Source organism: Streptomyces sp. CA-106110 (assembly GCF_050936285.1).
GTDB lineage: Bacteria > Actinomycetota > Actinomycetes > Streptomycetales > Streptomycetaceae > Streptomyces.
The window spans coordinates 9,768,945-9,791,928 of sequence record NZ_JBNJNB010000001.1 but is presented as its reverse complement, the minus strand read 5'-3'; the positions used below and the strand labels follow the sequence as shown (position 1 = coordinate 9,791,928).

General features: G+C 71.5%; 27 protein-coding genes, 1 tRNA gene and 2 pseudogenes. 18 read left to right on the top strand and 12 right to left on the bottom strand.

Going from position 1 to position 22,984, the window contains the following annotated elements:
• Window positions 1-355 precede the first annotated feature (355 nt).
• Complete coding sequence (locus ACQEXA_RS45230; protein WP_432925139.1) at window positions 356-862, top strand: MarR family winged helix-turn-helix transcriptional regulator; 507 nt, start codon at window positions 356-358, stop codon at window positions 860-862.
• Between the two features lie 215 nt (window positions 863-1,077).
• Here ACQEXA_RS45230 and ACQEXA_RS45225 read toward each other — a convergent pair whose 3' ends face one another.
• Window positions 1,078-1,416 (bottom strand): GNAT family N-acetyltransferase, encoded by a 339-nt coding sequence (locus ACQEXA_RS45225; protein WP_432925141.1) that lies wholly within the window; start codon window positions 1,414-1,416, stop codon window positions 1,078-1,080.
• Window positions 1,417-1,438: 22 nt separating this feature from the next.
• Window positions 1,439-2,428, bottom strand: coding sequence for a pirin family protein (locus ACQEXA_RS45220; RefSeq protein WP_432925143.1), 990 nt, complete (start codon window positions 2,426-2,428; stop codon window positions 1,439-1,441).
• 63 nt (window positions 2,429-2,491) lie between these two features.
• Between ACQEXA_RS45220 and ACQEXA_RS45215 the strand changes: the two genes are divergently transcribed.
• From ACQEXA_RS45215 to ACQEXA_RS45205, 3 genes and pseudogenes are all read left to right on the top strand, one after another.
• The gene (locus ACQEXA_RS45215; RefSeq protein ID WP_432925145.1) at window positions 2,492-3,040 is read left to right on the top strand and encodes a carboxymuconolactone decarboxylase family protein; all 549 of its coding nucleotides are present in this window, start codon (window positions 2,492-2,494) and stop codon (window positions 3,038-3,040) included.
• 268 nt (window positions 3,041-3,308) lie between these two features.
• Window positions 3,309-4,511, top strand: coding sequence for an MFS transporter (locus tag ACQEXA_RS45210; RefSeq protein WP_432925147.1), 1,203 nt, complete (start codon window positions 3,309-3,311; stop codon window positions 4,509-4,511).
• 30 nt (window positions 4,512-4,541) lie between these two features.
• Window positions 4,542-5,228, top strand: a pseudogene (locus ACQEXA_RS45205) (AfsR/SARP family transcriptional regulator); the annotation flags it as partial.
• On the opposite strand, the gene ACQEXA_RS45200 reads toward ACQEXA_RS45205, so the two are convergent.
• Window positions 5,172-5,348, bottom strand: coding sequence for a hypothetical protein (locus ACQEXA_RS45200; protein WP_432925149.1), 177 nt, complete (start codon window positions 5,346-5,348; stop codon window positions 5,172-5,174). The pseudogene ACQEXA_RS45205 and the gene ACQEXA_RS45200 sit on opposite strands and share 57 nt — an antisense overlap.
• On the opposite strand from ACQEXA_RS45200, the pseudogene ACQEXA_RS45195 reads away from it, so the two are divergent.
• Window positions 5,311-5,610, top strand: a pseudogene (locus tag ACQEXA_RS45195) (alpha/beta fold hydrolase); the annotation flags it as partial. The gene ACQEXA_RS45200 and the pseudogene ACQEXA_RS45195 sit on opposite strands and share 38 nt — an antisense overlap.
• Before the next feature lie 236 nt (window positions 5,611-5,846).
• On the opposite strand, the gene ACQEXA_RS45190 reads toward ACQEXA_RS45195, so the two are convergent.
• Genes ACQEXA_RS45190 through ACQEXA_RS45180 form a run of 3 tightly spaced genes read right to left on the bottom strand, consistent with a single transcriptional unit; the run spans window position 5,847 to window position 7,458 of the window.
• Window positions 5,847-6,119 carry a DUF6510 family protein gene (locus ACQEXA_RS45190; protein ID WP_432925151.1) on the bottom strand — a complete coding sequence of 91 codons (273 nt, stop codon included), beginning with the start codon at window positions 6,117-6,119 and terminating at the stop codon, window positions 5,847-5,849.
• Between the two features lie 26 nt (window positions 6,120-6,145).
• A complete protein-coding gene (locus tag ACQEXA_RS45185; RefSeq protein WP_432925153.1) occupies window positions 6,146-6,856 on the bottom strand; it encodes a ferredoxin reductase in 711 nt (236 codons plus the stop codon).
• Between the two features lie 2 nt (window positions 6,857-6,858).
• A complete protein-coding gene (locus ACQEXA_RS45180; protein WP_432925155.1) occupies window positions 6,859-7,458 on the bottom strand; it encodes a sulfite oxidase-like oxidoreductase in 600 nt (199 codons plus the stop codon).
• 234 nt (window positions 7,459-7,692) lie between these two features.
• Between ACQEXA_RS45180 and ACQEXA_RS45175 the strand changes: the two genes are divergently transcribed.
• Both ACQEXA_RS45175 and ACQEXA_RS45170 read left to right on the top strand, forming a co-directional pair.
• Window positions 7,693-8,106 carry a hypothetical protein gene (locus tag ACQEXA_RS45175; protein WP_432925157.1) on the top strand — a complete coding sequence of 138 codons (414 nt, stop codon included), beginning with the start codon at window positions 7,693-7,695 and terminating at the stop codon, window positions 8,104-8,106.
• 175 nt (window positions 8,107-8,281) lie between these two features.
• Complete coding sequence (locus ACQEXA_RS45170) at window positions 8,282-8,818, top strand: NUDIX hydrolase family protein (protein ID WP_359391396.1); 537 nt, start codon at window positions 8,282-8,284, stop codon at window positions 8,816-8,818.
• A gap of 147 nt (window positions 8,819-8,965) precedes the next feature.
• Here the strand turns inward: ACQEXA_RS45170 and ACQEXA_RS45165 are convergent, their stop codons facing one another.
• A complete protein-coding gene (locus tag ACQEXA_RS45165; RefSeq protein WP_432925159.1) occupies window positions 8,966-9,520 on the bottom strand; it encodes an ester cyclase in 555 nt (184 codons plus the stop codon).
• A 175-nt stretch (window positions 9,521-9,695) separates the two neighbouring features.
• Between ACQEXA_RS45165 and ACQEXA_RS45160 the strand changes: the two genes are divergently transcribed.
• Window positions 9,696-10,307: a TetR/AcrR family transcriptional regulator gene (locus ACQEXA_RS45160; protein ID WP_433132826.1), complete on the top strand. Its 612-nt coding sequence runs from the start codon at window positions 9,696-9,698 to the stop codon at window positions 10,305-10,307.
• A gap of 333 nt (window positions 10,308-10,640) precedes the next feature.
• Window positions 10,641-11,645 carry a helix-turn-helix domain-containing protein gene (locus ACQEXA_RS45155; protein ID WP_432925163.1) on the top strand — a complete coding sequence of 335 codons (1,005 nt, stop codon included), beginning with the start codon at window positions 10,641-10,643 and terminating at the stop codon, window positions 11,643-11,645.
• Between the two features lie 138 nt (window positions 11,646-11,783).
• Here the strand turns inward: ACQEXA_RS45155 and ACQEXA_RS45150 are convergent, their stop codons facing one another.
• Window positions 11,784-12,062: a YbhB/YbcL family Raf kinase inhibitor-like protein gene (locus ACQEXA_RS45150; RefSeq protein ID WP_432925165.1), complete on the bottom strand. Its 279-nt coding sequence runs from the start codon at window positions 12,060-12,062 to the stop codon at window positions 11,784-11,786.
• 156 nt (window positions 12,063-12,218) lie between these two features.
• Between ACQEXA_RS45150 and ACQEXA_RS45145 the strand changes: the two genes are divergently transcribed.
• Window positions 12,219-12,749 (top strand): NTPase, encoded by a 531-nt coding sequence (locus tag ACQEXA_RS45145; protein ID WP_432925167.1) that lies wholly within the window; start codon window positions 12,219-12,221, stop codon window positions 12,747-12,749.
• Between the two features lie 619 nt (window positions 12,750-13,368).
• Here the strand turns inward: ACQEXA_RS45145 and ACQEXA_RS45140 are convergent.
• Both ACQEXA_RS45140 and ACQEXA_RS45135 read right to left on the bottom strand, forming a co-directional pair.
• Window positions 13,369-13,442, bottom strand: a tRNA-Pro gene (locus ACQEXA_RS45140).
• A gap of 102 nt (window positions 13,443-13,544) precedes the next feature.
• Window positions 13,545-14,468, bottom strand: coding sequence for a LysR family transcriptional regulator (locus ACQEXA_RS45135; protein ID WP_432925169.1), 924 nt, complete (start codon window positions 14,466-14,468; stop codon window positions 13,545-13,547).
• A gap of 70 nt (window positions 14,469-14,538) precedes the next feature.
• On the opposite strand from ACQEXA_RS45135, the gene ACQEXA_RS45130 reads away from it, so the two are divergent.
• From ACQEXA_RS45130 to ACQEXA_RS45110, 5 genes are all read left to right on the top strand, one after another.
• Entirely contained in the window at window positions 14,539-15,426 is an 888-nt protein-coding gene (locus ACQEXA_RS45130; protein ID WP_432925171.1) for an SDR family NAD(P)-dependent oxidoreductase, read from the top strand.
• 177 nt (window positions 15,427-15,603) lie between these two features.
• Window positions 15,604-16,026: a DUF7144 family membrane protein gene (locus ACQEXA_RS45125; RefSeq protein WP_432925173.1), complete on the top strand. Its 423-nt coding sequence runs from the start codon at window positions 15,604-15,606 to the stop codon at window positions 16,024-16,026.
• Between the two features lie 305 nt (window positions 16,027-16,331).
• Window positions 16,332-16,478 carry a hypothetical protein gene (locus tag ACQEXA_RS45120; RefSeq protein ID WP_432925175.1) on the top strand — a complete coding sequence of 49 codons (147 nt, stop codon included), beginning with the start codon at window positions 16,332-16,334 and terminating at the stop codon, window positions 16,476-16,478.
• 204 nt (window positions 16,479-16,682) lie between these two features.
• Window positions 16,683-17,087, top strand: a complete 405-nt coding sequence (locus tag ACQEXA_RS45115) for an SHOCT domain-containing protein (protein WP_432925177.1) — start codon at window positions 16,683-16,685, stop codon at window positions 17,085-17,087.
• A gap of 82 nt (window positions 17,088-17,169) precedes the next feature.
• Window positions 17,170-17,367: a hypothetical protein gene (locus ACQEXA_RS45110; protein WP_432925179.1), complete on the top strand. Its 198-nt coding sequence runs from the start codon at window positions 17,170-17,172 to the stop codon at window positions 17,365-17,367.
• Between the two features lie 40 nt (window positions 17,368-17,407).
• Here the strand turns inward: ACQEXA_RS45110 and ACQEXA_RS45105 are convergent, their stop codons facing one another.
• Complete coding sequence (locus ACQEXA_RS45105; RefSeq protein WP_432925181.1) at window positions 17,408-20,098, bottom strand: LuxR C-terminal-related transcriptional regulator; 2,691 nt, start codon at window positions 20,096-20,098, stop codon at window positions 17,408-17,410.
• A 444-nt stretch (window positions 20,099-20,542) separates the two neighbouring features.
• On the opposite strand from ACQEXA_RS45105, the gene ACQEXA_RS45100 reads away from it, so the two are divergent.
• The 3 genes from ACQEXA_RS45100 to ACQEXA_RS45090 all read left to right on the top strand — a co-directional run bounded on the left by ACQEXA_RS45100 (window position 20,543) and on the right by ACQEXA_RS45090 (window position 22,597).
• Complete coding sequence (locus ACQEXA_RS45100) at window positions 20,543-20,710, top strand: hypothetical protein (protein ID WP_432925183.1); 168 nt, start codon at window positions 20,543-20,545, stop codon at window positions 20,708-20,710.
• 225 nt (window positions 20,711-20,935) lie between these two features.
• The gene (locus ACQEXA_RS45095; protein WP_432938982.1) at window positions 20,936-21,292 is read left to right on the top strand and encodes a DUF779 domain-containing protein; all 357 of its coding nucleotides are present in this window, start codon (window positions 20,936-20,938) and stop codon (window positions 21,290-21,292) included.
• 75 nt (window positions 21,293-21,367) lie between these two features.
• A complete protein-coding gene (locus ACQEXA_RS45090) occupies window positions 21,368-22,597 on the top strand; it encodes a phosphodiester glycosidase family protein (protein WP_432925184.1) in 1,230 nt (409 codons plus the stop codon).
• A 2-nt stretch (window positions 22,598-22,599) separates the two neighbouring features.
• Here ACQEXA_RS45090 and ACQEXA_RS45085 read toward each other — a convergent pair whose 3' ends face one another.
• On the bottom strand, window positions 22,600-22,794 hold the full coding sequence (locus ACQEXA_RS45085; protein WP_359391369.1) for a hypothetical protein: 195 nt from the start codon (window positions 22,792-22,794) through the stop codon (window positions 22,600-22,602).
• Window positions 22,795-22,984: the final 190 nt, after the last annotated feature.

The window sequence follows — 22,984 nt, the reverse complement described above, 5'->3', positions numbered from 1 at the left end:
GCACGGCGGGGCGCGGGGTTCCGGCACGGCCGGTTCAGCTCGAGGCGCCGGCCGCGCTGCAGACCCGCAGCAGATCGATGTGACGGCGGGAGGTCAGAAGAAGGGACTGCCGACGTGTGCGGTGCACACGGCCGATGACCGGCTCCAGGCGTCCCATGTTTCCCTACCTATCGACTAGGAAATCCCCACTGGAGTGTCGAGCGGGCTCCGGTCTGCGTCAAGGGGGCCGTCCGCAGTGTGAGAGCGAGGGGGCCCGTCGCATCGGATCGCGGTGGTTCGTCCCCGGTCGGTCCGGCCCATTTCCCCATCTGTCGGGCCCGTGTCCATATCTGGACGGCCGGTAGACTCGGGGACCATGGCCGACTCCCCCGCCCCCGCCGACCTGCCCGCATGCGAAGGGTCGGCCGAGGACACGCTGCTGCCGGCCGAACTGCGCGCCTGGATGCAGTTGCTGGCCGCTGCCGGGGCGATCGAGCAGCGGCTGCGTTCCCAGGTCAAGGAGTCGCTCGGGGTCTCGCATGACGAGTTCCTGGTGCTGTGCCTGCTCGCCGACCAGCCCGGCGCCGCTCTGCGCATGTCGCGGATCGCCAAGTCGTTGGGCCGCCCCAAGACCCGTCTGACCTACCAGATCGCCTGTCTGCAGCACGCGGACCTGGTGACCCGGCGTTCGGTGTGCGGCGACAAGCGGGGCATCGAGGTCGCCCTCACGGACAAGGGTCGGCGGCTGCTGCGGGAGGTCTCTCCGGCGCTGGCCGAGACCGTCACCGAGGCCGTGCACGGGATGATCGACGACCGGCAGTGCGAGTCGCTGCGCGGCCTGCTGCCCGAGGCCTCCGCCGCCGGGTCCGACACGGCCGTCTGACGGCCGCACAAGGGCGCGTCACGCCGCGTCGCCCTCCACCTCTGACAACCGGCGGTACGGGTTGCCCGCAGGTTGCCCACCCGTGACGGCCGCCGGTAGGGGCTCCCCCACGCGCGGCGGAGTCCGCAAGGCCCTGGCACCGCGGACTCCGGACGGCCCGGCCGGGCCGGACCGCCCTCCTGTGGCGGCGGGAGGCCGCCGTAACTGCCCGGGCCTCAGCCCAGTTCCCCGTCCAGCCACTCCAGGATGTCGGGGGTGACGGGGTCAGTGATGTCGGCGAACTCCTCGTGCTTCTTGAGGAACTTGGCGACGTAGGGGCAGACCGGCACGATCCGCTTCCCGGACTCCCGTACGTCGGTCAGCGCCTGCTGGACCAGCTGCGAGGCCAGACCCTGTCCGGCGAAGGCGTCGTCGACCACCGTGTGGTAGAAGACGCGCTGGTCGCCGCGGTCGCGGTAGGCGGTCAGACCGGCGCGCCGGCCGTCGACCAGGATCTCGTAACGCTGCTTGACGTCTACCCGCTCGACGGTGGGAGCGGCGGACGGCTGGCTCATCGGGATGCCTTTCGTCTGGAGGTCAGCGGCGCGCTGGGTTCTTGCGCGGCGTGATGACGGCGTTCGGCAGGGCGGGGGCGGGAAGGCGATCTCCTGGGTACCCCTCGACCGCGCCGAAGCGGTCGGAGGCGTTCTGCCACTCCTCGCGGGCCCGCACGATGTCGTCATGGCTGCGGCCGATGAAATTCCACCACATGACGATCTCTTCCTCGAAGGGGGTGCCGCCGAGCAGAACCGCCCGGGCCGTGTCCGCGGACTCGTTGACCAGTGTCAAGGTCTCGGTGCCCGGTGCGGCGTACCCCAACTCCGCCGGGTACAGCAGGGTGCCGGCCATGCGGACGTCGCCGTGGTCGACAAGGAGACCATGCTCGAAGTCCGGGTCCACGGCGAGCGTGATCGCCGCACCCGCATCGAGGACGATCTCGGCGCCGAGCAGCGGTGTGAAGGTCCGCACCGGGGAGGCGTGCCCGGCCAGGGAGCCGAGGAAGACCCGGAGTTCGGCGCCGTCGATCCGGAGTGGCTCGGGTACGTGGTGCTGGAAGTCCCGTGCGGTGTGCCGGTGTTCCCCGGGGAGTGCCACCCACAGCTGCACACCGTGCAGGACGGTGGTTCCCGGTGTCGACACCTCCGAGTGGCTGATGCCGTACCCGCCCGTCATCAGGTTCAGCTCACCGGGCCGCACGAAGGCGTGGCTGCCCAGGCTGTCACGGTGCTCGATCTCCCCGCTGAACAGCCAGCTCACCGTCTGCAGCCCGGTGTGCGGGTGCGGGGCGACGTCCATGCCACCGGTCTTCACCACGTCGTCGGGGCCGTAGTGGTCCGCGAAGCACCAGGCTCCGATCAGGGTCCGGGCCCGCTGGGGCAGCGTGCGCCGCACCGGCATCGCCCGTGGGCCGCCCAGCGGCACCTCGCGCGGGGTGAGCACCTCTATCTCCGGCACCTTCGCCTCCCGCCGGTCGTCCACCGCCGCTCCGCAGCGCATTTCGGCGGACTCCGCCTCGACGTTGCTCATGGATCAGCGCCCTCCGTCCCTGGATGGTTTTACATTCAACAATTATACAGGGATCATAGAACGATGATCCCGCCGGCGCAGCCGAGCACCGAGCCCCGAGCGGCGAACCCGAAGGAGTCCCAGTTGAGCAGCCGTACGACAGAGTCCGCGGGCCGACGGATCTTCATCGACAAGCAGAGCCCGAAGGCCTACCACGCCCTGCTCGAGACGTCCGAGGCCGTGCGCTCCGTCGCCTCGGAAGCAGGGCTCGAGCGTATCCTCGTGGAGCTGATCAACCTCCGGGTCTCGCAGCTCAACGGCTGCGCCTACTGCCTCGACATCCACACCAGGGCAGCCCTGCGCGCGGGCGAGACCATGCAGCGGCTCGGCGTGCTGGCGGCCTGGCGGGACACGGAACTGTTCACGCCCGAGGAACGCGCGGCGCTCGCGCTGGCGGAGTCGGTCACCGAGGCGTCGGACGCCGCGGCCCAGGAGTCCGCCTACGACGCGGCCCGCGAGGTGCTGACCGACGACCAGATCTCCGCGGTGATCTGGGTGGCGATCACGATCAACGCCTTCAACCGGGTCTCGATCATGAGCAAGCACCCGGTGCGGGCCCGCGTCCCACAGTGACGCACCGGGCCCGGCACGGAGGCACGGGGCGTGCAGGATGCGCTCATCTCCTGAAGAGATGACCGTTATCAAGAACCATCGCCGTGAACAGGGAAGCGACCGGGGTACTCCGACGCTTATGCCGTCTGTGAGCACCTAGGACGCTGCTCTGTCACCGCACCGCACGCCGAGCCCTCCCGGCTCCTTCTGCGAAGAGGGGCCCGTGTCCCAGTCCATCGATGTCCGAACGTCACACAGGCGCACCACAAGCACGGCACCGGCTCACGGTGTGCCGGGCCGGCTGATCGCACTGCTGGCCGCCGCCTGCGGTATGACGGTTGCCAACCTGTACTACGCGCAGCCCCTGCTCCCCTCGCTGCGGGACGTCTTCCACCTGAGCGAGGCCACCGCGGGACTGTTGATCACGCTCACCCAGGTCGGCTACGTGATCGGCATGCTCTTCCTGGTCCCGCTCGGCGACCGGCTGGAGAAGCGCTCCCTGATCACCACCCTGCTGACCGTCACCACCGTCGCACTGGTGGCGGCGGGCCTGGCAACCGGGTTCCCCATGCTGCTGGCCGCCTCCCTGATCAGCGGCACCACCTCGGTGGTCGCCCAGATCCTGGTCCCCTTCGCCGCGAGCCTCGCCCCCGACCACGCGCGCGGGCGGATCGTGGGCCGGGTGATGAGTGGCCTGCTGACCGGGATCCTGCTGTCGCGGGCGGTCAGCAGCCTGGTCTCCGAGCTCGCCGGCTGGCGCGTGGTCTACCTCGGCTCGGCCGTGCTCATGGCCGTCCTGGCCGTGACGCTGCGCGTGGCACTGCCGCAGCACGAACCCACCACGACCGTGCCCTACACCCAGGTGCTGCGCTCCACCCTCGCACTGCTGCGCACCCACCCGGCACTGCTGCGCCGCGGCCTCTACCAGGCGGCGATGTTCGGGGCGTTCAGCGCCTTCTGGACCACCGTCTCCTACCTCCTCACCGGCCCGCGCTTCCACTACTCGGCCATCGGCGTCGGTGTGTTCGCCCTCGTCGGAGCCGCCGGTGCGGCCGTCGCCCCGCTCGCCGGACGCTGGGCCGACCGCGGGCACGCACGGCCCGCGACCGGCATCGCGTTCGCCGTCGCCGCGCTGGCCTTCGTCGTCGCGGGCCTCTACGGGCACAGCATCGTGCTGATCGCCCTGGCCGCCGTCCTCCTCGACATGGCCGTCCAGACCACCCTCATCGTCGGCCTGCACACGATCTACCAGCTCGCCCCCCACGCCCGGGCCCGCCTCAACTCCGCTTTCATCGCCACCTTCTTCATCGGCGGCGCAGTCGGATCCCAGCTCGGCTCGATCGCCTACCGGGCCGACGGCTGGGGCGCGGTCAGCCTCCTCGGCGCAGCCCTGCCGGTCCTCGCCCTGCTGTACTGGACCACCGAGTGCCGGGCCGCGAGCAAGGCGACGAACGGTGTGACTCCCGGTTACAATTCCAGTGACGTACAGTGAACGCCTGGCGCCAAGGACCGAGGGGCATGGGTGATTCCGGAACCGCTGCGGTTCGCCGTCCTCGGACCGCTCCGGGTCGTCCGGGCAGGCGCGGAGCTGAGCCCCGGAAGCCCTCAGGAAAGGGCCCTGCTGGCACTGCTGCTGGCGCGGGCCGGGGAACCGGTTTCCGTGGCCGAGATCGTGGAGGCGCTGTGGGGTCCTTGTCCTCCACAGAGCGCGGTCAATGTGACGCGGCGTCACGTCGGTACGCTGCGGCGCCTGCTGGAACCGGACCTGCCCGCTCGCGCGAGCGGCCACTGGCTGCTGCGGAACGTGGGCGGATACCGGCTGCGGACCGACACCGGCTCCCTCGACCTGCTGCGCTTCCGCGAGCTGTGTGAGCGGGCCCGGCAGGCCACCGCCCAGGGGACGCCGGCCCCGGCCGTGGAGCTCCTCATCGAGCCGCTGTCCCTGTGGCGGGGTCCCGTGGCCGCCGACATTCCCAAAGTGGCGCGCGCTCACACGGCGTTCCGCTCACTCACGCACGAACGCGCCGCCGCCGCTCAGGAGGCCGCCGACGCCGGTCTGTCGGCCGGCATCCCCGGATCGGTCCTGCCCGAGCTCCGCCGGGCCGCCGTCGACCACCCGCTGGACGAGCCGCTGCTGGCCCGGCTGATCCTCCTACTGGCGGCCTGCGGCCTTCGGACGGAAGCGGTGCAGACGTACGAGCGCGCACGGACCCTGCTGGCCGACGCCCTCGGCATCGATCCAGGGCCGGAACTGAAGGCCGCCGACGAGAGAGCACGGCACGGCCTCGCCCCCCTCGGTCTTCGCCGCCGATGTGCCGGCCGACGTCACAAAGGTCCTGGCGGTGGCCCAGCGTCCGCTGGCCGCCTCGGCGTTCGCCGACAAGGCCACCGCGGCCGGGCGGCGGACCCGGCCGTCCTGGGCTCTCGTGTCGGGCGCCGACCAGGCCATCAACCCGGAGGTGCAGCGCTTCGGCGCGAAGCGGGCGGGTGCCACCGTCGTCGAGATCGAGGGCGCATCGCACGCGGTCGCGATCTCGCGGCCGAAGGAGGTCGCCGGCCTGATCCGCGACGCGGTCCGCGCCACGGGCTGAGCGACCGCACCGGGGATCGCGCGGGCGCCCTGCCAGGCGCCAACGCGATTTCCGTTGCCGCACACTCGCTCTTCCTGCGGCTGGCGCCTTCCGCCGACCGTCGGACTTTCATGGTCTTCAGAACGCGTGAAAGGCGGCTGTCCTCCGGGACGGCCGCCTTTCACGCACTGGTTCGGGGCGCGCCGGGGCGGCCCGAGGACGCGGACGTGCCCCGAGCCTGCGGAGACGCGGCGTGCCTAAGCGGTACGGAACCGGAAAGCGCCGGTGCCGCCGCCCAGCGTGAGCCAGACGTACTCACCCTCCCGGACGAGCCGCAGGGCGATGTACGCGCATCCGGGGCAGCGCGCGGTCAGGCCGGGCTCGGGCCCGTAGACGTGCAGCCCGGCGAGCGGGCCGGACAGCGCGCAATCCGGGCAGCGCCACCAGGCCGTGGTGGGCTCCACGGCAAGGATCTCGGAGAGCGGGCCGGCGAGGCAGTTGCCGTCGAGGTGGGTGGTGACGTCTGCCATGAGGACCTCCCGTGCGGGTCGTCGGGTCATCCGAAGCGCTCGGTGCGGATGGTGGCGGGGTCTCGCCCCAGGCCGGTCAGCAGGTCGCCGACGGCCTCGACGAACCCGGTGGGCCCGCAGACGTAGACGGGGCTGGCCGGGAACAGCCGGGCCGTCAGATCGTCGAGGTCGGCCGCGGTGACGCGGCCGGGCGCGCGTGTGCTGTCCGGCGGGGCCTGCCGGGTGTACACGATGCGGACGTCGAGGCCCTCGTCACCGTCGGCCAGGTGGTCGCGGTACCAGATGTCCTCGGGCGTGCGCACCGAATACAGCAGATGGAAGGGGCTGCGTGAGTCGGCCTCACGATGTGCCCGGATCATGGCCACCAGGGGGACGACACCGGAGCCGCCTGCCACCAGGAGCACCGGGTCGGTCTGCCCGGTGCGCCACACGAACCAGTTGCCGAGCGGCCCGCGGACTTCCACGTCCGCCGCCGGCGGCAGGTCGTCGGCCAGGTAGGGCGAGACCTCCCCGTCGGGCACGGCCTGCACGCCCAGTTCGATCGTCTCGCCGTCCGCGGGCGCGGCCAGGGAGTAGCTGCGCACCGCCTGGTAGCCGTCGTCGGCGGTGAGCCGTACGTCGACGTGCTGACCCGCCAGATGGCCGGGCCAGCCGGGCACCTCGAAGACCAGCGAACGGGCGGTGGGAGTCTGCGGCCGCCGCTCGACGAGCCGCGCCCTGAGCCACGGGATACGCACGGTCAGTCCCCCCAGTTGCGCTGCTCGCGCCACGGGTCGCCGTAGTTGTGGTAGCCGACCGACTCCCAGAAGCCGGGATCGTCTTCCAGGGTCAGCCGCAGCCCGTGCACCCACTTGGCGGACTTCCAGAAGTAGAGGTGCGGCACGAGCAGGCGTGCGGGTCCGCCGTGTTCAGGTGAGAGGGGGTAGCCGTCGTACGTGTGGGCGATCCAGGCCTTGCCGTTGAGCAGGTCCTCCAGTGGGAGGTTGGTCGTGTAACCGCCGTAGCTGCTGACGACGACGTAGTCCGCGGCCGTCTCGACGTCCTCCAGGAAGGCGTCGAGGGGCACTCCGCGCCAGTGCGTGTCGAACTTCGACCACCGCGTCACGCAGTGGATGTCCTGGACGGTCTCCTGCTGCGGCAGGGCCATCATCTGGTCCCAGGTCCAGCTGCGTGCCTCGCCGAGCTCCGAGGTCACGGTGAACGTCCAGTCCTCGGCAGCGACGCGCGGCGTGGGCCCCGCGGACAGCACGGGGAACGACTCGGTCGGGTACTGCCCGGGAGGCAGCCGCTCCGCCAGGGAACGGGCGCGCCCGCGGAAGCCCGGTGAAAAGGAATTCACAGCATCGTCTCCTGAGCCGAAGTGCAGGCCGATCAGCCCGGCCACCTACGGTTCAGCACTCAGTGTCGGGGGTCTGGAGCCGGTTGACCACTCGGCCGGGCACGACCCCAGAGATCCGCGGTGCGCGCGTCTGGCCCGGTAGCGCACTCGGTCGGTTCCGTCAGCGCACTGTTCGCTCCCCGGCCGCGGAAGCCGGCGGGATCGTCTCGCGGTCCGGCGGGGTACGTCTGGGATGTGGAGCCCATCCCGCGCGCCGCCCAGTTGGAGGCGCTGACCGGCCTTCTCGACGAGGCGCTCGCGACCCAGGTCGCGACGGACAGCGCGGTGGCCGCCTGCGGTGAACCGGGACCCGTCTCCGCACAGGTCGCCCGGGACTGCGGCCGGCAGAGCGTCACCCTGCAGCGGCTGCTCGGGCGCCTGCGGCGGCTGCCGGTGACGGACCCCGACCTCCTCGACGCCAAGCTCCACGCGGTCCGCTTGCTCGCCTATCAGCAGTGGATGGTGCGCGAGGCACTGGATCTCGCCTTCACCACGCACCCGGATGCCCGGACGGAGGCCGCGCGGCTCGGCCTGAACGGTCTGGGCCGCCCGGCGGACGACCTGCGCCGTTTGCGGGAAGCTCTGCCGAGCCCGGGCGACGGGGCGTGAGGTGCGTACCGGCCGGCTTCGCCCCCAGCGGAGCGGCGGCAGACCCCGCCCGGAGACCGCATGTGCACGGGCGCCATCACCGCGTCGGGGGACGGATCGGCTCCCGTCCGTGTGACTTGCGGCTGACCTGGACAGACACGCGGACAACACGAGGTGTGGACCGTACGATCGGGCAATGCCCGACACGACCGAAACCACGCCCGGCTGGCTGAGTCCCGACGAACTCGAGCTCGCGCGTGCGCGTATGCCCATCCTGTACGTGGAAGCCGTGCCTGTGCGCGTCGACGACAGCGGTGAAGTCACCAGCATCGGACTGCTGCTGCGGATCGGTCCCGACGGGACCGTCAGCCGCACGCTCGTCTCCGGGCGGGTCCTGCATCACGAGCGGGTCCGCGACGCCCTGCTGCGTCATCTGGAGAAGGATCTGGGGCCCGTGGCGCTCCCCCGCGTCCCCCCGTCCCTGCAGCCCTTCACCGTCGCCGAGTACTTCCCGACCCAAGGGATCACACCGTTCCACGACCCCCGCCAGCACGCGGTGGCCCTCGCCTACATCGTGCCGGTCGCCGGCGACTGCCGCCCCCGCCAGGACGCGCTCGACCTCGTGTGGTTCAGCCCGCAGGAAGCCGCCTCGGCGCTGGTGCAGAACGACATGCCGGGCGGGCAGGGCGTCCTACTCAAGCAGGCGCTGGCCCACGTCGGCTACCTGGCCTGAACGGCGGGTCCGCCGGCCCGGTCCGCCGGGACTGAGGCCCCGGGCCGGCGGTCCCGACGACAGCATCCCGCCGAACGACAAGTAGGCGGCCACGCCCTTGTCCGAGCAGCGGCTGCTTGGGCTACGGGTGTGGCGTGGCGCGCCCCGTCACCCCTTCAGCGACGCGGCCGCCTCGGCCGCCTCCGCCGTGACCTGGGCGGCCGCGCGGGCGGCGCGTCCGGTCACCCGCCAGGCGAGCATGCGCAACGCCGTGGGCGGAGCCGGAGGGAAGACACCGAGCTGACCGAGCATGGTGATGTCGTCGCGCACCGCCTCGTGTCCGACGACCTTGCCGTCGCGCACGTCGAGGACATGGATCTGCTCGTAGTCGATCTCACGGCCGGTGGGCGGCACGGCCTGGTCGAGCGCGCCGTCGCGGAACCGGACGAACGCGCCGGTGTGACGGCCCTGCATGCGCAGCCGTACCCAGACCTGGTCGTCGTTGCGGGCGACGCCGAGGACGGGGAAGCGCAGGTCGCTGAAGGCGTACCGCATCCACGCACCCGAGGCGAGGGTGCCCGCGGGTCCGGGGAGCGCGCAGGCCGGGGGTGCCACGGCCGCTTCGCGGTTACGGAAGTCCTCGTGCACCACTTCCAGTGCCAGTGCCGGATCTCCGGTCGCAAGGACCCGGAAGAGCCCGTCGGCCAGTTCCGCGGCATCCATACCCATTGCTTCCATGCCTTTCAGCGGTCGTGCGAGGCGTGCGCCTCGGTCGCGGGGACGGACGGGGCAGCACGGGACAGGACATCCCCTTGCTCCACCACCGCTCCTCAGATTGAGGTTATAAGGCGCCTAATGAATAGTGCAATCATGTGATCACTTTCACTAGGATGACGCCATGTCCTCTCCTCGCCGCTATGTCTCCCCGCTGCGCGAGCAGGCCGCCGCGCGGACCCGTGCCCTGATCCTCGAGCGGGCCACGGAGCTGTTCGCCGAGCGCGGGTACGGCCGGGTGACCGTCGCGGACATCGCCTCGGCGGCCGGCGTCGCGCCCAAGACCGTCTTCGCCAGCGCCGGCAGCAAGGGCGACATCCTGGACCGGATCGTCGAACAGGGCGAGCGCGACTCCGGCTACGAGCAGTCCCTGGCGGACCTGCTCGCGCTGCGCACGCCCCAGGCGGTCCTCGAACGGCTCGCCCGTGGCACGCGCTTCGGCAACGAGAGCCAGTTCACGGTGCACGAGTCGATCCGCAAGGCGCTGCCGGTCCACGAGAACGGGGAGGCGCTCTGGGACCGCTACACCGCGGTCTATCGCTCGGTACTGAGCGCCGCCGCCCGCCATCTGCACACTCTCGAACCGCGTCCCCCTTACTCGGTCGAGGAGACGGCGGACCTGCTGTGGTTCTGGTTCGGCCCGTCGGGCTGGCGCACCCTCGTGGTCGAGAACGGCTTGTCGTGGGACCGAGCCCAGGACCTCCTCCACCGCACGGCGGTCGCCACGCTGTGCTGAGGGGCGGCATGCCTCCGGCGCGGAACGCGGAGCCTCCTGCCGCCCTGTGCGCCCGCGGTCAGGGCCTTTCCGCGCACCGCTGATCCAGCGCGGTCGTCAGCAGGCCGTCCCGGATGCACGGCATCGCGAATGTGACGCTGCGCATCCCGGCGCGGGACCCTCGGGCAACGCCCTCCGGCAGCCGACACAGCGCGCCCACCTGGAAAGAAGCCGGCGCTCTGTGAGGCAGTCAGCGGTGGGCGAGGGGGCGGCAGCCGGACCCTCGCCCACCGATTTGCCATTCCGTGTAGTACGGTGCTCAACCGATAAGCTGCCGGTCTCGGGGAGGGCGCCGTGGCGCTGGAGGCCGCTGGGGTCTCGGATGTCGAGGAGTCGGTGTACCGACTCCTCGTGACGTCGGGGCGGGCCTCCGCCACCGATGTCGCCCACAGAACGGGACTGAACGAGGCAGAGGCCGCTCATGTCCTGCACACGCTGGCCTCCAAGGGGATGGCGAGCCACACGGACGGCAGGCCGCGGTTCTTCCGGGCCACTCCCCCCGACGTGGCGCTCCTGCCGAGGCTGAAGCGCAGCGCCGATGCGCTGGACCTCGCCCGGGCCGAGGCCACCAGTCTGCTCGAGTCCTACCGGGACACCATGCGCAGGCAGGACGCCGGCGAACTGATCGAGGTCATCACCGGCGCGGAGGCGCTGCGCCAGCATCTGCGCCAGATCCAGGCGAGCGCCCACGACGAGATGCTCTGGTTCTGCAAGACCCAGTACGTGGCCATGCCCTCGGGCAGCAACACCGCGGAGTTCGACGCCCTGGCCCGTGGGGTGCGCTACCGCGTCGTGTACGAAAAGGCCTTCTTCGACGACGAGGGAGCCGTCGACAACGTGGTGGCGGGCGTGCGCGCCGGAGAGACCGCTCGCGCGGTACCGCATCTGCCTTTGCGCCTGGCGATCGCGGACCGCTCCATCGCCGTCTGCCCGCTCGTACCGGGCGGGCCGCGCGGCAGCGCCGAGGAGCCCACCGCGGCCCTGGTCCGGGACAGCAATCTGCTCGCCGCCTTGATCGCTCTTTTCGAACGCTACTGGGAGGACGCCGTCCCGCTGGGCGTCGACGACAGCGGGTCGGTCTCCGGAACCGACGGGGTGACCGGTCCCGACCCGCTGACCGCCACCGACCTGCGGCTGCTCGCCCTGCTGGTCGCCGGTGTGGCGGACAAGGCGATCGCGACGCAGATGGGACTGAGCCGGCGTACCGTGCAGCGCCGTATCCAGCACATGATGGAACTCGCGGGTGCGGCCACCCGCATGCAACTCGCCTGGCACGCGGCCCGCCGGGGCTGGCTGTGACGGCACCCCGCACACGAAGGGCACCCACCGGCCCCTGCCCGTGAAGGCCTTTCGCGCCGTCGGACGACAGGGGTTCCGATCGGTGCCGGCTGGTGCGCAGCGCTGCCGTCCGGGCCGGGCGGCGTGCCGGTCCGTCCGTCAGCGGCGTGGGCCGTGCCCGGGCGGAGGCATGGGACCGCCCCAGCCCACTCGTCCGAAGTCGTTGGGCCACGCGTGGCCGCCCGCAGGCACCTCGCCCTCGCCGACACCGGAACTGTCCGGCGCGATGCTGGTGACCAGCCAGTGGAGGAACGTCCCTCCCGGTGCGTCTGGGTCTTCGCCGACCAGGACCAGCTCCGCTGTGCCCTCCGGTGCCGTCGACCAGGTCAAGGGAGACGAGATGTCGTCCCCCTCCCCGCTGTGGTGGCGTGGAGTCATCTGACGGTCGCCGGACGCCGTGCTGCTGAGTACCCAGTGAACCGTATGAACATCACCAGGCGGGCGCACAAGAGACCCGATCAGCCCAGTTGGGGCGGCGAGGCCCTTCCCGCTGGAACCCTCATGGAAGCACGCCGACCCGAGAGGGAATACGAAATGCCGACGAGGATCCTGCTGGAGGGACGCCCCGGTGTGGGTAAGACGACCGCCGTCCGCCGACTGGCCGTGCTTCTGCCCAGCCGCGCCATCGTCGGCTTCACCACGGAGGAGATCCGGCAGCACGGCGCCCGGGTCGGTTTCGCTCTACAGACGGCGGCGGGACATCGCGCCGTGCTCGCCCATGTCGACTTCCCGGGACCGCCGAGGGTGGGAAGATACGGCGTCAACCTGGACGTGATAGACCAGGAGGCGCTGCCGGCGCTGACGTCCGCTTCGGCGGATCCGGCGCCTGGACAGCTCGTGCTCATCGACGAGCTTGGGCGGATGGAGTTGGCCTCCGCCTCGTTCAGGGAGGTTGTCCGGTCCGTTTTCGAGGCCGACACTGATGTCATCGCGACCGTTCACACGCACAGCGACCCGTTCACCGACGCCCTGAAACGGCGCCCCGGCGTCGAACTCATCGCCGTCACCTGTGCGAACCGGGACGCTCTCCCCGGCGAACTGGCGGCCCGGCTGGAGAACCGGTGACAGGTTCGGACAAAGATCAATAATAGCAGGCGAACACGCAGGTCAGCGCATATGCGGGCTTTTGGGACCCCACACCCAAGCCGCTGTGCGTGTGTGGTCTCGTGGGAGTGGTGCCAGCCAAGGGGACGTACGTCCTTGCCGTGCCCGAGAAGTAGCCGGGCGCCTTCGGCCCCGTGTCGGCCCAGCAGAAAGTCACCTCATGACGACATGCGACCTACAGCGGCAACTTTCCGAGCGGCACAGGTTGCTGCTCTTTCCAGCCACGGCGACTCAAACCTGCGGCTAGCGAGTACCCCATGTGCGGCCCGAGGCAGCCACGTGAAGTGCGCGCCCAGCGGACGACAAAATCAGACATGGGGTCGACCCTCCGCACGACCCCCGTTGTAGGACTGGGAGCAAGCCGACCTCTTGACCAGTAAAAGGAGGGAGCAGTAGGTCACCCGCTTCGGGAGCGCAACCATCTCGACCGGATCGCGCGATGCCCAGTCAACGTCAGTTGACGCTGGCGACGGCGACTGGGAACGGTGCGAGCACGGGGAGCGATAGAGAGGTCCCCAACTGCTCGCACTGACGCACCAGAGGCCCTCCGAAGAGGGCCCCGACCCGCAGAACATCACTGTCGGGACGACAGGATTTGAACCTGCGACCCCTTGACCCCCAGTCAAGTGCGCTACCAAGCTGCGCCACGTCCCGGTGCGACTCCGCGGTGTTCCGCGTGATCGCGCAGGCCAACCCTACCGTACGAGCGTGAGGGGGTCTCACACGGGCGACCGCGCGGTGGCGGCGGTGGCGGGACTACGGCGGGCCGGCCGTGTCCGCCGACGCCGTACGCAAGGCCTCCACCAGACGGGCCGCCGGTTCCGGCAGCGGGTGCGGGAGATGGGCCACGACCAGTCGGCGCAACTCCTGCGGACCACCGCGCACGGACACGATCCGTACGCCCGGCGGTGCCGCGGCGGCGAGCGCGGCCGGCACCGTGGTCACTCCGCAACCCGCCGCGACCAGGTGCAGTTTCGCCAGCCAGTCCCGCGCCGTGTGCGCGATCTCGGGCCGCTCGTCCAGTCCCGGCCACACCCCCAGCAGTCTCTCCTTGCCGGACGAGGGAGCCGCGATCCACCGCTGGCCGCGCAGATCCGCGATGTCGATGAAGTCGGCCCGGGCGAAGGGATGGGTGGCGGGCACGGCGAGCAGCAGGCTGCGTTCGCTCAGCGTCCGCACGGCCAGGGACGACGCCTCAGTGTCGAGCGGACGGTACGGCGGTTCCATGGCCACCAGCGCCAGGTCGAGCGTTCCGGCACGCAAGGCGCGTACCAGGGCGGGCGTGGTGCCCTCGCGGGTGGTGACCGTGATGGCCGGGTGGGTGCGCCGCAGCGCGGCGACGGCCCGCGGCAGCAGAACGGCGCCCGCGCTGGCGAACCAGCCCAGGCGCACCGTGCCTCCCTCGGTGGGCAGCCCGGCGAGTTCGCGCGCCGTGGCGTCGATCTCGTCGAGCACGGCCGCCGCCCGCCGCAGGACGACATGCCCGGCGGCGGTCAGCCGCACCCCGTCCCGGCGGCGCTCCAACAGCGGGGCACCGGCGGCTCGTTCCAGTGAGGCGATCTGCCGGGAGACCGCGGACTGGGTGTAGCCGAGGGCCGTCGCCGCCGCGGTGAGCGTGCCGCGTTCGGCGACCTCCCGGAAGACACGCAGTTCGACGAGGGAGACATCGGTGAAGTCCATGAGTTTTACGCATACCAGAGGTGAGGGACTTTCGTTGGACTCATGGCCGGACCGTTCCTAGCGTGGACGCATGACTTCTCCGCGCATCGCCCTTGTCACCGGCGCCAACCAGGGCCTCGGCCGTGCCCTCGTAGCGGGCCTGGCCGCTCGCCTCGGGCCGGACGACCTCGTCCTGCTGACCGGACGCAACCCCGAGCGGGTGGCCGAGGCCACGGCTCGCATCACCGCGGACCCCGCCACCCGGAGCCGGGTCGAGGGCCGGGTCCTCGACGTCACCGACGCCGGCGCCGTCACCCGTCTCGCCACCGGGCTCGACGAACGGTTCGGCGGGATGGACTTCGTGGTGTCCAACGCCAGTGCCATGCTCACCCCGGACCGTTCCCAGTCCGAGCAGGCGGACGACTTCATCGATGTCGCCAACGGCGGCGCTCACGCCGTACTGCGCTCGTTCCCGCCGGTGCTGCGCCCCGGTGGGCGGCTGCTGGTGGTCGCCAGCTCCCTGGGCACGCTCGGGAATCTCACCCCCGGGCTGCGGCCCCTGTTCGACGGTGCCTCGCTCGACGAGGTCGAGAAGGCCGTCGAGTCCTGGCGGACGGCCCTGCACGCCGGTACGGCCGAGGAGCTGGGCTGGCCCCGCTGGATCAACGTACCGTCGAAGGTCGCCCAGGTCGCGGCCGTGCGGGCGGTGGCGGCCGAGCGCCGGGCCGTGGACCTGCCGGCGGACCGGCTGATCGCCGCGGTCTGCCCCGGACTGATCGACACGCCTCTGTCCCGGCCGTGGTTCTCCGACTTCAGCGGGGCGCAGACGCCCGGACAGGCGGCTGTCGCCGTACTCGACCTGCTGCTCACCGAGGAGACGGACCCCGCAACGTACGGCGAACTAGTCCGGTTCGGCCAGGTCCTGGGCCGCTACGACGGGACACCGCCACGGCTTCCGGAGGGACTACTGATCCCGTAGCCGGATCGGGTCGCCGGCGGGGGCAGGGTCAGGCGAAAGGAGTCGCTGGCTTAGTCGATCGGGTGTGCGAGCCTCGCGTCGTCACCCTTCCCGGGTGAGGAACACGGCGCCCGTCCGGTGCACGCTCACTGGTAAACGGCTGTAGGCAGCAGCCGGGCACCGAATGGAGGTCCACTCATGGCCACCACCCCGTCGCACGACCGCTCGCCCGGCACCCTGGCGGCCGCGACCGGTCTGACCCTGTTCGCCGCCGTGATGCTCTTCATCTCCGGCATCCTCGACATCTTCCGGGGCATCATGGGCATCGCCCGGGACGACGTCTTCGTCACCACCCCCAACTACGTCTTCAAGTTCGACCTCATGGGCTGGGGCTGGGTCCACCTGGTGCTCGGGGCGGTCGCCGTGGCAGTGGGCATCGGCCTGTTCGCGCTGTCCCCCTGGGCGCGGGTCCTCGGGGTGGTGATCGCGTCCCTGCTGATCATCTCCAACTTCCTGTCCATCCCGTACTACCCCGTATGGTCGCTCACGCTGATCGCGCTGTACGGGTTCATCATCTGGGCGCTGTGCGTCGCGCCGAGGGACGCCATCACGCCGCGGTAGGCCGGGCCGGGTTCGCCCAGAGGGACGCTCCCGGGGTGCCGACCGCCCGGCGTACGGCCGCAATGGGAAGAACGGATCCCAAGGAGCCGGAGACCCCATGAGCGTCGTCCAGGACCCCAGCTCCCCCGAACCGGCACAGAAGAGTGAAGGCCCGGTCGGCCCGCGGCGGGAACGCGGGCGCGGCGCGGCACGGATCGCGCGGTGCACGGTCTCGGCGGTCCTGGCCGTGCTCGCCTGTGTGCTGGTGTCGGTCGCCCGTGGCTCACGATCGCGGCGCTGCTGGTCGTCGCGCTGGTCCTCACGCTGTGGAACCACCCACCGTGCTGACGGTCGTGCTCCTGGTGCTCGTCCTGCTGACCGTCCTCGCCCTGGTCGCGCTGCTGGCCGCCAGCGGCAGGGCCACGGCCGACGCACGGACGCAAGGGCCACGCCCGCCCGGGGACGCCCGCTGATCGGCCCTCACCCTCCGCAGGTGATGCCCGCACGGACGAGCCACCTCAGCCTGGTCAGCCTCCTCGTGCCCCTCCTCACCTGAGGCCTACGGCCACCCGCACCGGGTGATGCCGGCGCTCCGCGCCGGACCGACCGTTGGGTGCGTCAGAAGTCACTCCCCCGTCCGCGCCGTCGCACGGGCGGGCCGGCGCCCGGAGGTCGTCGTGAGCAATTACCCCCTGCTCAACGCGTTCCTGACCATGCTGTGGTTCTTCCTGTGGGTCCTGTGGTTCATGCTCCTGTTCAGGGTCATCTACGACGTCTTCAGCGACGACAGCCTCAGCGGCTGGGCCAAGGCGGGCTGGACGGTGTTCGTGTGCGTGCTGCCGTTCCTGGGCGTCCTGGCCTATCTGGTCGCCAGGGGCCGGGGCATGGGCGAACGGTCCATGCGACGGGCGCAGGCCCAGGAGCAGGCGTTCCGTTCGTACGTGCGGGAGGCGGCCGCCTCCGGCCCCGTGGCCGGCACGAGCAAGGCCGACGAGCTGGCCCAGCTGGCCGGCCTCCACGACCACGGCGACATCACCGACGCGGAGTACGAGGCGGCCAAGGCCAAGGTGCTGGTCTCCTGAACGGCCGGTCCGGGCCGGCCCGCGGTGCCGTCCGCGGAGGCTGCCGGGGGCACGAGGAACCGTACGATCGCAAGGGGTTCTCATGCGCTACGAGATCCGCGTCGACGGGCAGATGTCGGAGACGCTGACCAAGGCGTTCCCGGAACTGGAGAGCGTCGTGGTGCCCCACCAGACCGTGCTGTACGGCCAGGTCGTCGACGAGGCACAGCTGTACGGCCTGCTGGCGCGCTGCCAGGCGCTCGGACTGCACGTGGTGGAGATGCGACGCCTCCCCGAGTGATCCGGGCACCCGGCGACCGGGCAGGCGCACGACGGGCGCGTCAGAGCAGATGCAGTTCGCGGGCCCGGCGCACCGCCTCGCCGCGGCGGGTCGCTGCCAGCTTGCGGTACAGGCTCTTCAGGTGTGTCTTGACGGTGTTCACCGACAGATACAGGTCGGCGGCGATCTCCTCCGTCGACATCATCTGCGCCAGCCGTTCCAGTACCTCGTGCTCGCGCTCGCTGAGTGGCTCGGTCACCGGCGCGGAACCACACTCGGCCGGGTCCGCCACCGGGGCGTGCCCGAACAGCGAGGACGGCAGCCAGTCGTGGCCCTGCGCCAGGTCGGGCCGGTGTCGCACCAGCCGGCGCAGCCAGGGACCCGACTCCAGGAACGGCCGCCGCAGGTTCTCCGGCCGTGCCGCGGCGAGGGCCCGGGCGACGAGCTGCTGCGCCTGAGCCGCGTCGCCCAGGGCATCGGCGATCTGGGCCCGGGCCAGCAGCGTCCGTACCGTGATGGCCGGTCCCTCACCGTGCCCGGCGGGGAGCGCCGCGAGCAGGTCGTGTGCCGCTTCGCCGTCACCGGCGGCCAGCCGGGCACGGGCCGCGGCGACGACACTCTCCGGTCCGGCGGCCCGGTCCTCCTCGAGGACCTCGCGCGCGGCCTGCGGACGGCCCTCGGCGAGGTAGGCGCCCGCCATGGTGAGGGCCGTGCGGTCGTCGACCCACGGCGAGGGCTCGGTCAGGGCCGGTAGCCCCTCCTGGTCCTCCAGGAGCCGGAGCGCCGCCTGCGGGTGCCCCCGTGCGAGCAGGAGACGGGAGCGCAGCAGCGCCAGGCCCGCGCTGACCAGGGGGTCGCGGGGCAGCGTCGAGGAGGCGGCGTGGTCGAGGTGGGCGCGTGCCACGTCGAGGTCGTCGCGGTCGATGGCGACGGCGGCCAGCACGAGCTGGGCGATTCCGGTGCGGGCATCGGGCGTCAGTCCCGAGCGCTCGGCTTCCGCGACCGCCTCCCGGGCATGTGCCTCGGCCCGGCCTGGCCAGCCGCGCAGGAAGTCGATCAAGGCGAGCCGGCTGAGGCACTCGTGCCGCGGCAACGCCGTCTCCGGTCCCGCGTCCACCTCCGCGGCGGCGGACAGCGAGGACTGGGCGGCGTCCAACCGGCCCGCCCACAGCTGTGCCGAGCCCAGGTCGGTGAGCATCAGTGCGGGCAGTTCCGGGTGCTGGGCCAGCCGCTCGGCGGGCAGGGTGCGTTCCGCCGCCTCCACGTCATCGGCGGCCGCCTCGGCCAGGTCGGCCGAACCGGTCATCCGCGCTGCCAGGACGCGCAGCAGGGCGCAGCTCAGGCGCAGCGGCGCGCACTCGGAGGACTCCTCGGCGGGGAGGTTCTCCTCGACGCGGCGGAGGTGGGCAAGGCCGCGGTCGACGTCGTGGCGGGCCAGTTCACGGGCGGCGCGCACCAGGTCGGCGGCCGGCCCTGAGGCGTCGGGAGGCATCCGGGCGAAGAGGGCGTCGAGCTGCTCGGCGTCCAGTCCGGTCAGCAGCCGCCCGATCGCCAGCTCGTCGACGAACCGGGTGGCGGCCAGCTCCCAGTCGCCCGCGTCCGCCGCGTGCGGGAGGGCTTCGGTGAGCAGCCCCGTCTCGCTCAGCCAGTGCGCCGCCCTGCGGTGGAGCTCGGGTTCCAGCCCGGGGTGCCGGACGCGCAGATGGACCCGGAGGATCTCGGCGAACAGAGGGTGCAGCCGGTACCACGAATGGCCGATGGCCTCGACGAAGGCGTTTGCGCGCTGGAGTCCCGCCAGGATCGCTTCCGCGTCGTCCCGGCCGGTGAGGGCGTTGGCGAGCCCGGGGTGGATCTGTTCGAGGATGCTCGTGCGCAGCAGGAGGTCCTGGGTCTCGGCGGGCTGGGTGTCGAGCACCTCGGCGAGCAGGAAGTCGGCGAGCGTGCTCTGGCCGGCCTCGAAGTCCTTGAGGAAGGCCTCGGGGTCACCGGCGCCCTGGGCGGCCAGGGTGCCGAGTCGCAGTCCGGCCGCCCAGCCGCCGGTCCGCTCCGTCAGGGCCCGGGTCCCGTCCTCCGACAGGTGCAGGCCGTGGCGGCTCAGCAGCTCGGCCGTCTCCTTCGGGCGGAAGGCCAGGTCGGCGCCCCGGATGTCGGTGACCTCGCCGGCCGCCCGGTAGCGGTGCAGCGGCAGCAGGGGTTCCGTGCGGCTGATGACGATCAGACGCAGTCCCTGGCCCGCGTGGCGGAGCACGAACTGGAGTTCTTCGGCGACCTCCGCCGAGGTGCCCACCCGGTCGAACTCGTCGAGGACCAGGACCAGGGGCTCCTCCCGCAGACTGAGCTGCGCGGCGAGCCTGGTCAGCAGCGAGTGGTCCACCTCGCCCGGGCGGGCCGGGCTGCCGATGTCGTCCCGGGCCGCCAGCCCGTGTCGCCGCAGGGACTCCAGCACATAGGTCCAGAAGACACCGGGCCCGTTGTCCTCGGGCGCCACCGTCAGCCACGCCACCTGCCCGGGGGCTGCTCCCGAGGCGAGCCAGTCGGCGACGAGCAGGGTCTTGCCGGCTCCCGCGGGCCCGTTGACCAGCGTGAGAGGCCCGCGCACGCCTTGCGTGAGCCGGTCCGTGAGGCGGGGCCTGCGGACGAAGGCCTGTGGTGGGACGGGCACGCTGAAGCGCGCGGCGAGGACCGGATCCCCGTTCGGGGCGACGGGCCCTGCCGGAGGGTCCCGGTGGCCGCCGGATGTCGGACGAGGCATGGCACCCACCACGCACCCCAGCTCGTGTATCGGACAAATCCCCTTTGATCTTCGCCCCATGCCCGCGAAGCCGCAACGGAAGGGGTCCGCGCAGCGCGGACCGGCCTCGCGGGTCGTCGCGTCGGCGGACTCTCGGGACGCGCCCCCTGTGCGACGGGCGGAAGCTTCACACGCGGGCCCCGTCTCGCACACGGCGTGTGATGTTCGGGCCCTTGACCGGCAAACAGGCTGGTGAGAAGGGTGACCAGGGCCACCCGCATCCACGGCCGAACCGAGCGCGCCCCCTGTGGCACCACGCCCGGCCGGTGCGCCGGTGTGAAGCGCGGACCCGCGACGAACGCGCGGGTAGGACATCCAGCAAGTCCATGCAGGACCCGTCGCGCCTGGCTTCCCGACCTGGCACGCGACGGAGCCCGCCTCAGGCGAACCTGAAAGGAGGAGCGCGTGGCTGCGTCTCCGTCTGAGATGTGCCCGCACCACAGAAGCCCACACTCCCGGTGGGTTGTTGCCCTCGCGGTCACGGTGATCGTGCTGACCGCGTCGGGAACGACCCCACAATGGATCGCCGTCGCGATCGAACTCTGGGCCTCCGGCCTGCTGCACCGCGACTGACGAACCACCGTGCCCTCGTCCGCGCACCAGGACGGGGGCACAACCTTCCCGGTACGCAACCTACGCTCCGCCCCGGGCAGTCGGGGAACGGCCCACATCCGCCGATACGCAACGTGCGCTTTCCCCACACCAGTTGCGCAACGACCCACCCCCCTTCGCCCGGCCTGCGTGTCCGGACGCGCAACGTCGTTGCAACGTGGCCCGTGCTGGACTCACTGCGTGACCATGGACATGATCCCGCGCGTGGAGCTGACCCCCGCGGCCGCCGAACTGGTGCGGCGGCTGCGGGAGGCCCACGGGCCGCTGATGTTCCACCAGTCCGGCGGCTGCTGCGACGGCAGCGCCCCGATGTGCTACCCCGAGGGCGAGTTCCGCACCGGCGGTTCGGACGTGCTGCTCGCGGAGCTCGACGTGGACGGCGTCGACGAGCCGGTGCGCTTCTGGATGTCCCGGAGCCAGTACGAGGCATGGAGCCACACCCGGCTGATCGTCGACGTCGTGTCGGGCCGGGGCAGCGGCTTCTCCCTGGAAGCACCCGAAGGAGTGCGTTTTCTCATCCGTTCCCGCGTCGTCGAAGCCTGAACACCGTACGAGGCACCACGGTCTGGTGCACTGCCCCTGAGTCCCGAGCAAGTTGACGAGACATCAGGGGGTACCGTGCGGCGTCGCGACCGACGGTTCAGAACGGCACTGACAGTTCTCGCGGCCTGGAGCGCGCTGGCCGGAGCGGCGCTCACGGGGGCCGCACCGGCCGACGGAGCGCCGAGAACCCGGACGGTCGCGCCCGGCATCCAGTACAGCCAGTTCGACATCCCCGCGGCCCACGGGACGACGCGCGCCCACCTGCTCACCGTCGACCTGCGCAACAAGCACGTACGGGTCGACCTGCTGTATCCGGGGGCCGTCGCGGCGCGGGCCTCGGTGTCACGGCTGGCGGACGCGCAGGGCGCGGTGGCGGGCATCAACGGCGACTTCTTCAACATCTCCGAGACCCAGCACCCGGGGGTCGAGGCGACCGGCTCGGCCGTGGGGCCCGCCATCACAGACGGGCACACCCTCAAGGCCGCGGTGCCGCGCGGACAGCGCTTCGGACCCGCGCTGCCACCCGGTACGAGCACCGAGGACGTCCTGGGGGTGGGGACCGACCGCACGGCGCGCCTCGACCGGCTGTCCCTCACCGGTTCGCTCATCACACCGGAAGGACGGCTGCAGCTTCGCGGGCTCAACCAGTACGCGCTGCCGCAGGGTTCGATCGGGGCGTACACCGCGGACTGGGGCAGCGCATCACGGGTGCGGGCCACCTGCGGCACCGACACGAACCGGGGCGGCCCGTGCAGCCACGACACCTACGAGGTGACGATCAAGAACGAGCAGGTCGTCGCCACCGCCGACGCACCGGGCAGGGGTCCCATCGCGCCGGGCACCACGGTGCTGCTGGGCCGTGAGGCGGGCGCGCAGCAGTTGCGCAAGCTGTTCCAGGGCGAGGAGGTTCAGGTGGAGCAGCGCCTGGTGGCCGCCTCGTCCGGCGTTCCCTACCTCTTCGCCATCGGCGGCTTTCCGGTGCTGCGGCACGGCGCACCGGTCTCCGGTCTGGACGGCGCGACATCCGCCGTACGCACCGCGGTCGGCATCCGGGACGGGGGTCGCCGTCTGCTGCTGCTCGCCACCGACGGAGCGGCGCCTTACCGCAGCGGTCTCACCCTCGCCGAAGTCGCCGGAACACTGCGGAAGCTGGGTGCCACGGAGGGCTTCAACCTCGACGGTGGCGGCTCCACGACCCTGGTCACCAGGTCGCCGGGCGCCAGTACGGCGACGGTCCGCAACCACCCCAGCGGAGGCGTGGAACGGTCGGTCGCGGACGGTCTCGGCGTTTTCGCCGACTCCTGAGGTCAGGGGCGCAGACCGCCGACGATCTGAGCTGTCGCCGCCAGCCCCTGGTGGATGGTCGGAGCCATGCTCGAGCTGGCCAGAAAGAAGCCGAGCAGTATGCAGATGATGGCGTGCGAGATCTTCAACGCGCCGTTGCGCATGTAGATCACCGCAATGATCAGAAGCAACAGCACCACTGAGATGGAAACGGCCATCGTCATCCTCCTCCGCCACACCCGCGGCGCGGCCTTCGGCCGCAAGTTTGGCGTAGCGGAGGGTTCATCCGGGCGGCTGACGTGTCCCCCGAACGTGTGGTTCTCGGTCCGATGACGGGAGTTGGGGAAATCGTCCAGGACCTGCGGAATCGCGCACGGCCCGGAAGCGCACCTTCTGCCGGTGCGCGTG

Coding starts and splice junctions, on each gene's coding strand:
- ACQEXA_RS45230 (WP_432925139.1), top strand. CDS start 356: ATGGCCGACTCCCCCGCCCCCGCCGACCTGCCCGCATGCGAAGGGTCG.
- ACQEXA_RS45225 (WP_432925141.1), bottom strand. CDS start 1,416: ATGAGCCAGCCGTCCGCCGCTCCCACCGTCGAGCGGGTAGACGTCAAG.
- ACQEXA_RS45220 (WP_432925143.1), bottom strand. CDS start 2,428: ATGAGCAACGTCGAGGCGGAGTCCGCCGAAATGCGCTGCGGAGCGGCG.
- ACQEXA_RS45215 (WP_432925145.1), top strand. CDS start 2,492: ATGATCCCGCCGGCGCAGCCGAGCACCGAGCCCCGAGCGGCGAACCCG.
- ACQEXA_RS45190 (WP_432925151.1), bottom strand. CDS start 6,119: ATGGCAGACGTCACCACCCACCTCGACGGCAACTGCCTCGCCGGCCCG.
- ACQEXA_RS45170 (WP_359391396.1), top strand. CDS start 8,282: ATGCCCGACACGACCGAAACCACGCCCGGCTGGCTGAGTCCCGACGAA.
- ACQEXA_RS45165 (WP_432925159.1), bottom strand. CDS start 9,520: ATGGATGCCGCGGAACTGGCCGACGGGCTCTTCCGGGTCCTTGCGACC.
- ACQEXA_RS45160 (WP_433132826.1), top strand. CDS start 9,696: ATGTCCTCTCCTCGCCGCTATGTCTCCCCGCTGCGCGAGCAGGCCGCC.
- ACQEXA_RS45150 (WP_432925165.1), bottom strand. CDS start 12,062: ATGACTCCACGCCACCACAGCGGGGAGGGGGACGACATCTCGTCTCCC.
- ACQEXA_RS45145 (WP_432925167.1), top strand. CDS start 12,219: ATGCCGACGAGGATCCTGCTGGAGGGACGCCCCGGTGTGGGTAAGACG.
- ACQEXA_RS45135 (WP_432925169.1), bottom strand. CDS start 14,468: ATGGACTTCACCGATGTCTCCCTCGTCGAACTGCGTGTCTTCCGGGAG.
- ACQEXA_RS45130 (WP_432925171.1), top strand. CDS start 14,539: ATGACTTCTCCGCGCATCGCCCTTGTCACCGGCGCCAACCAGGGCCTC.
- ACQEXA_RS45125 (WP_432925173.1), top strand. CDS start 15,604: ATGGCCACCACCCCGTCGCACGACCGCTCGCCCGGCACCCTGGCGGCC.
- ACQEXA_RS45110 (WP_432925179.1), top strand. CDS start 17,170: ATGCGCTACGAGATCCGCGTCGACGGGCAGATGTCGGAGACGCTGACC.
- ACQEXA_RS45105 (WP_432925181.1), bottom strand. CDS start 20,098: ATGCCTCGTCCGACATCCGGCGGCCACCGGGACCCTCCGGCAGGGCCC.
- ACQEXA_RS45095 (WP_432938982.1), top strand. CDS start 20,936: ATGGACATGATCCCGCGCGTGGAGCTGACCCCCGCGGCCGCCGAACTG.
- ACQEXA_RS45085 (WP_359391369.1), bottom strand. CDS start 22,794: ATGGCCGTTTCCATCTCAGTGGTGCTGTTGCTTCTGATCATTGCGGTG.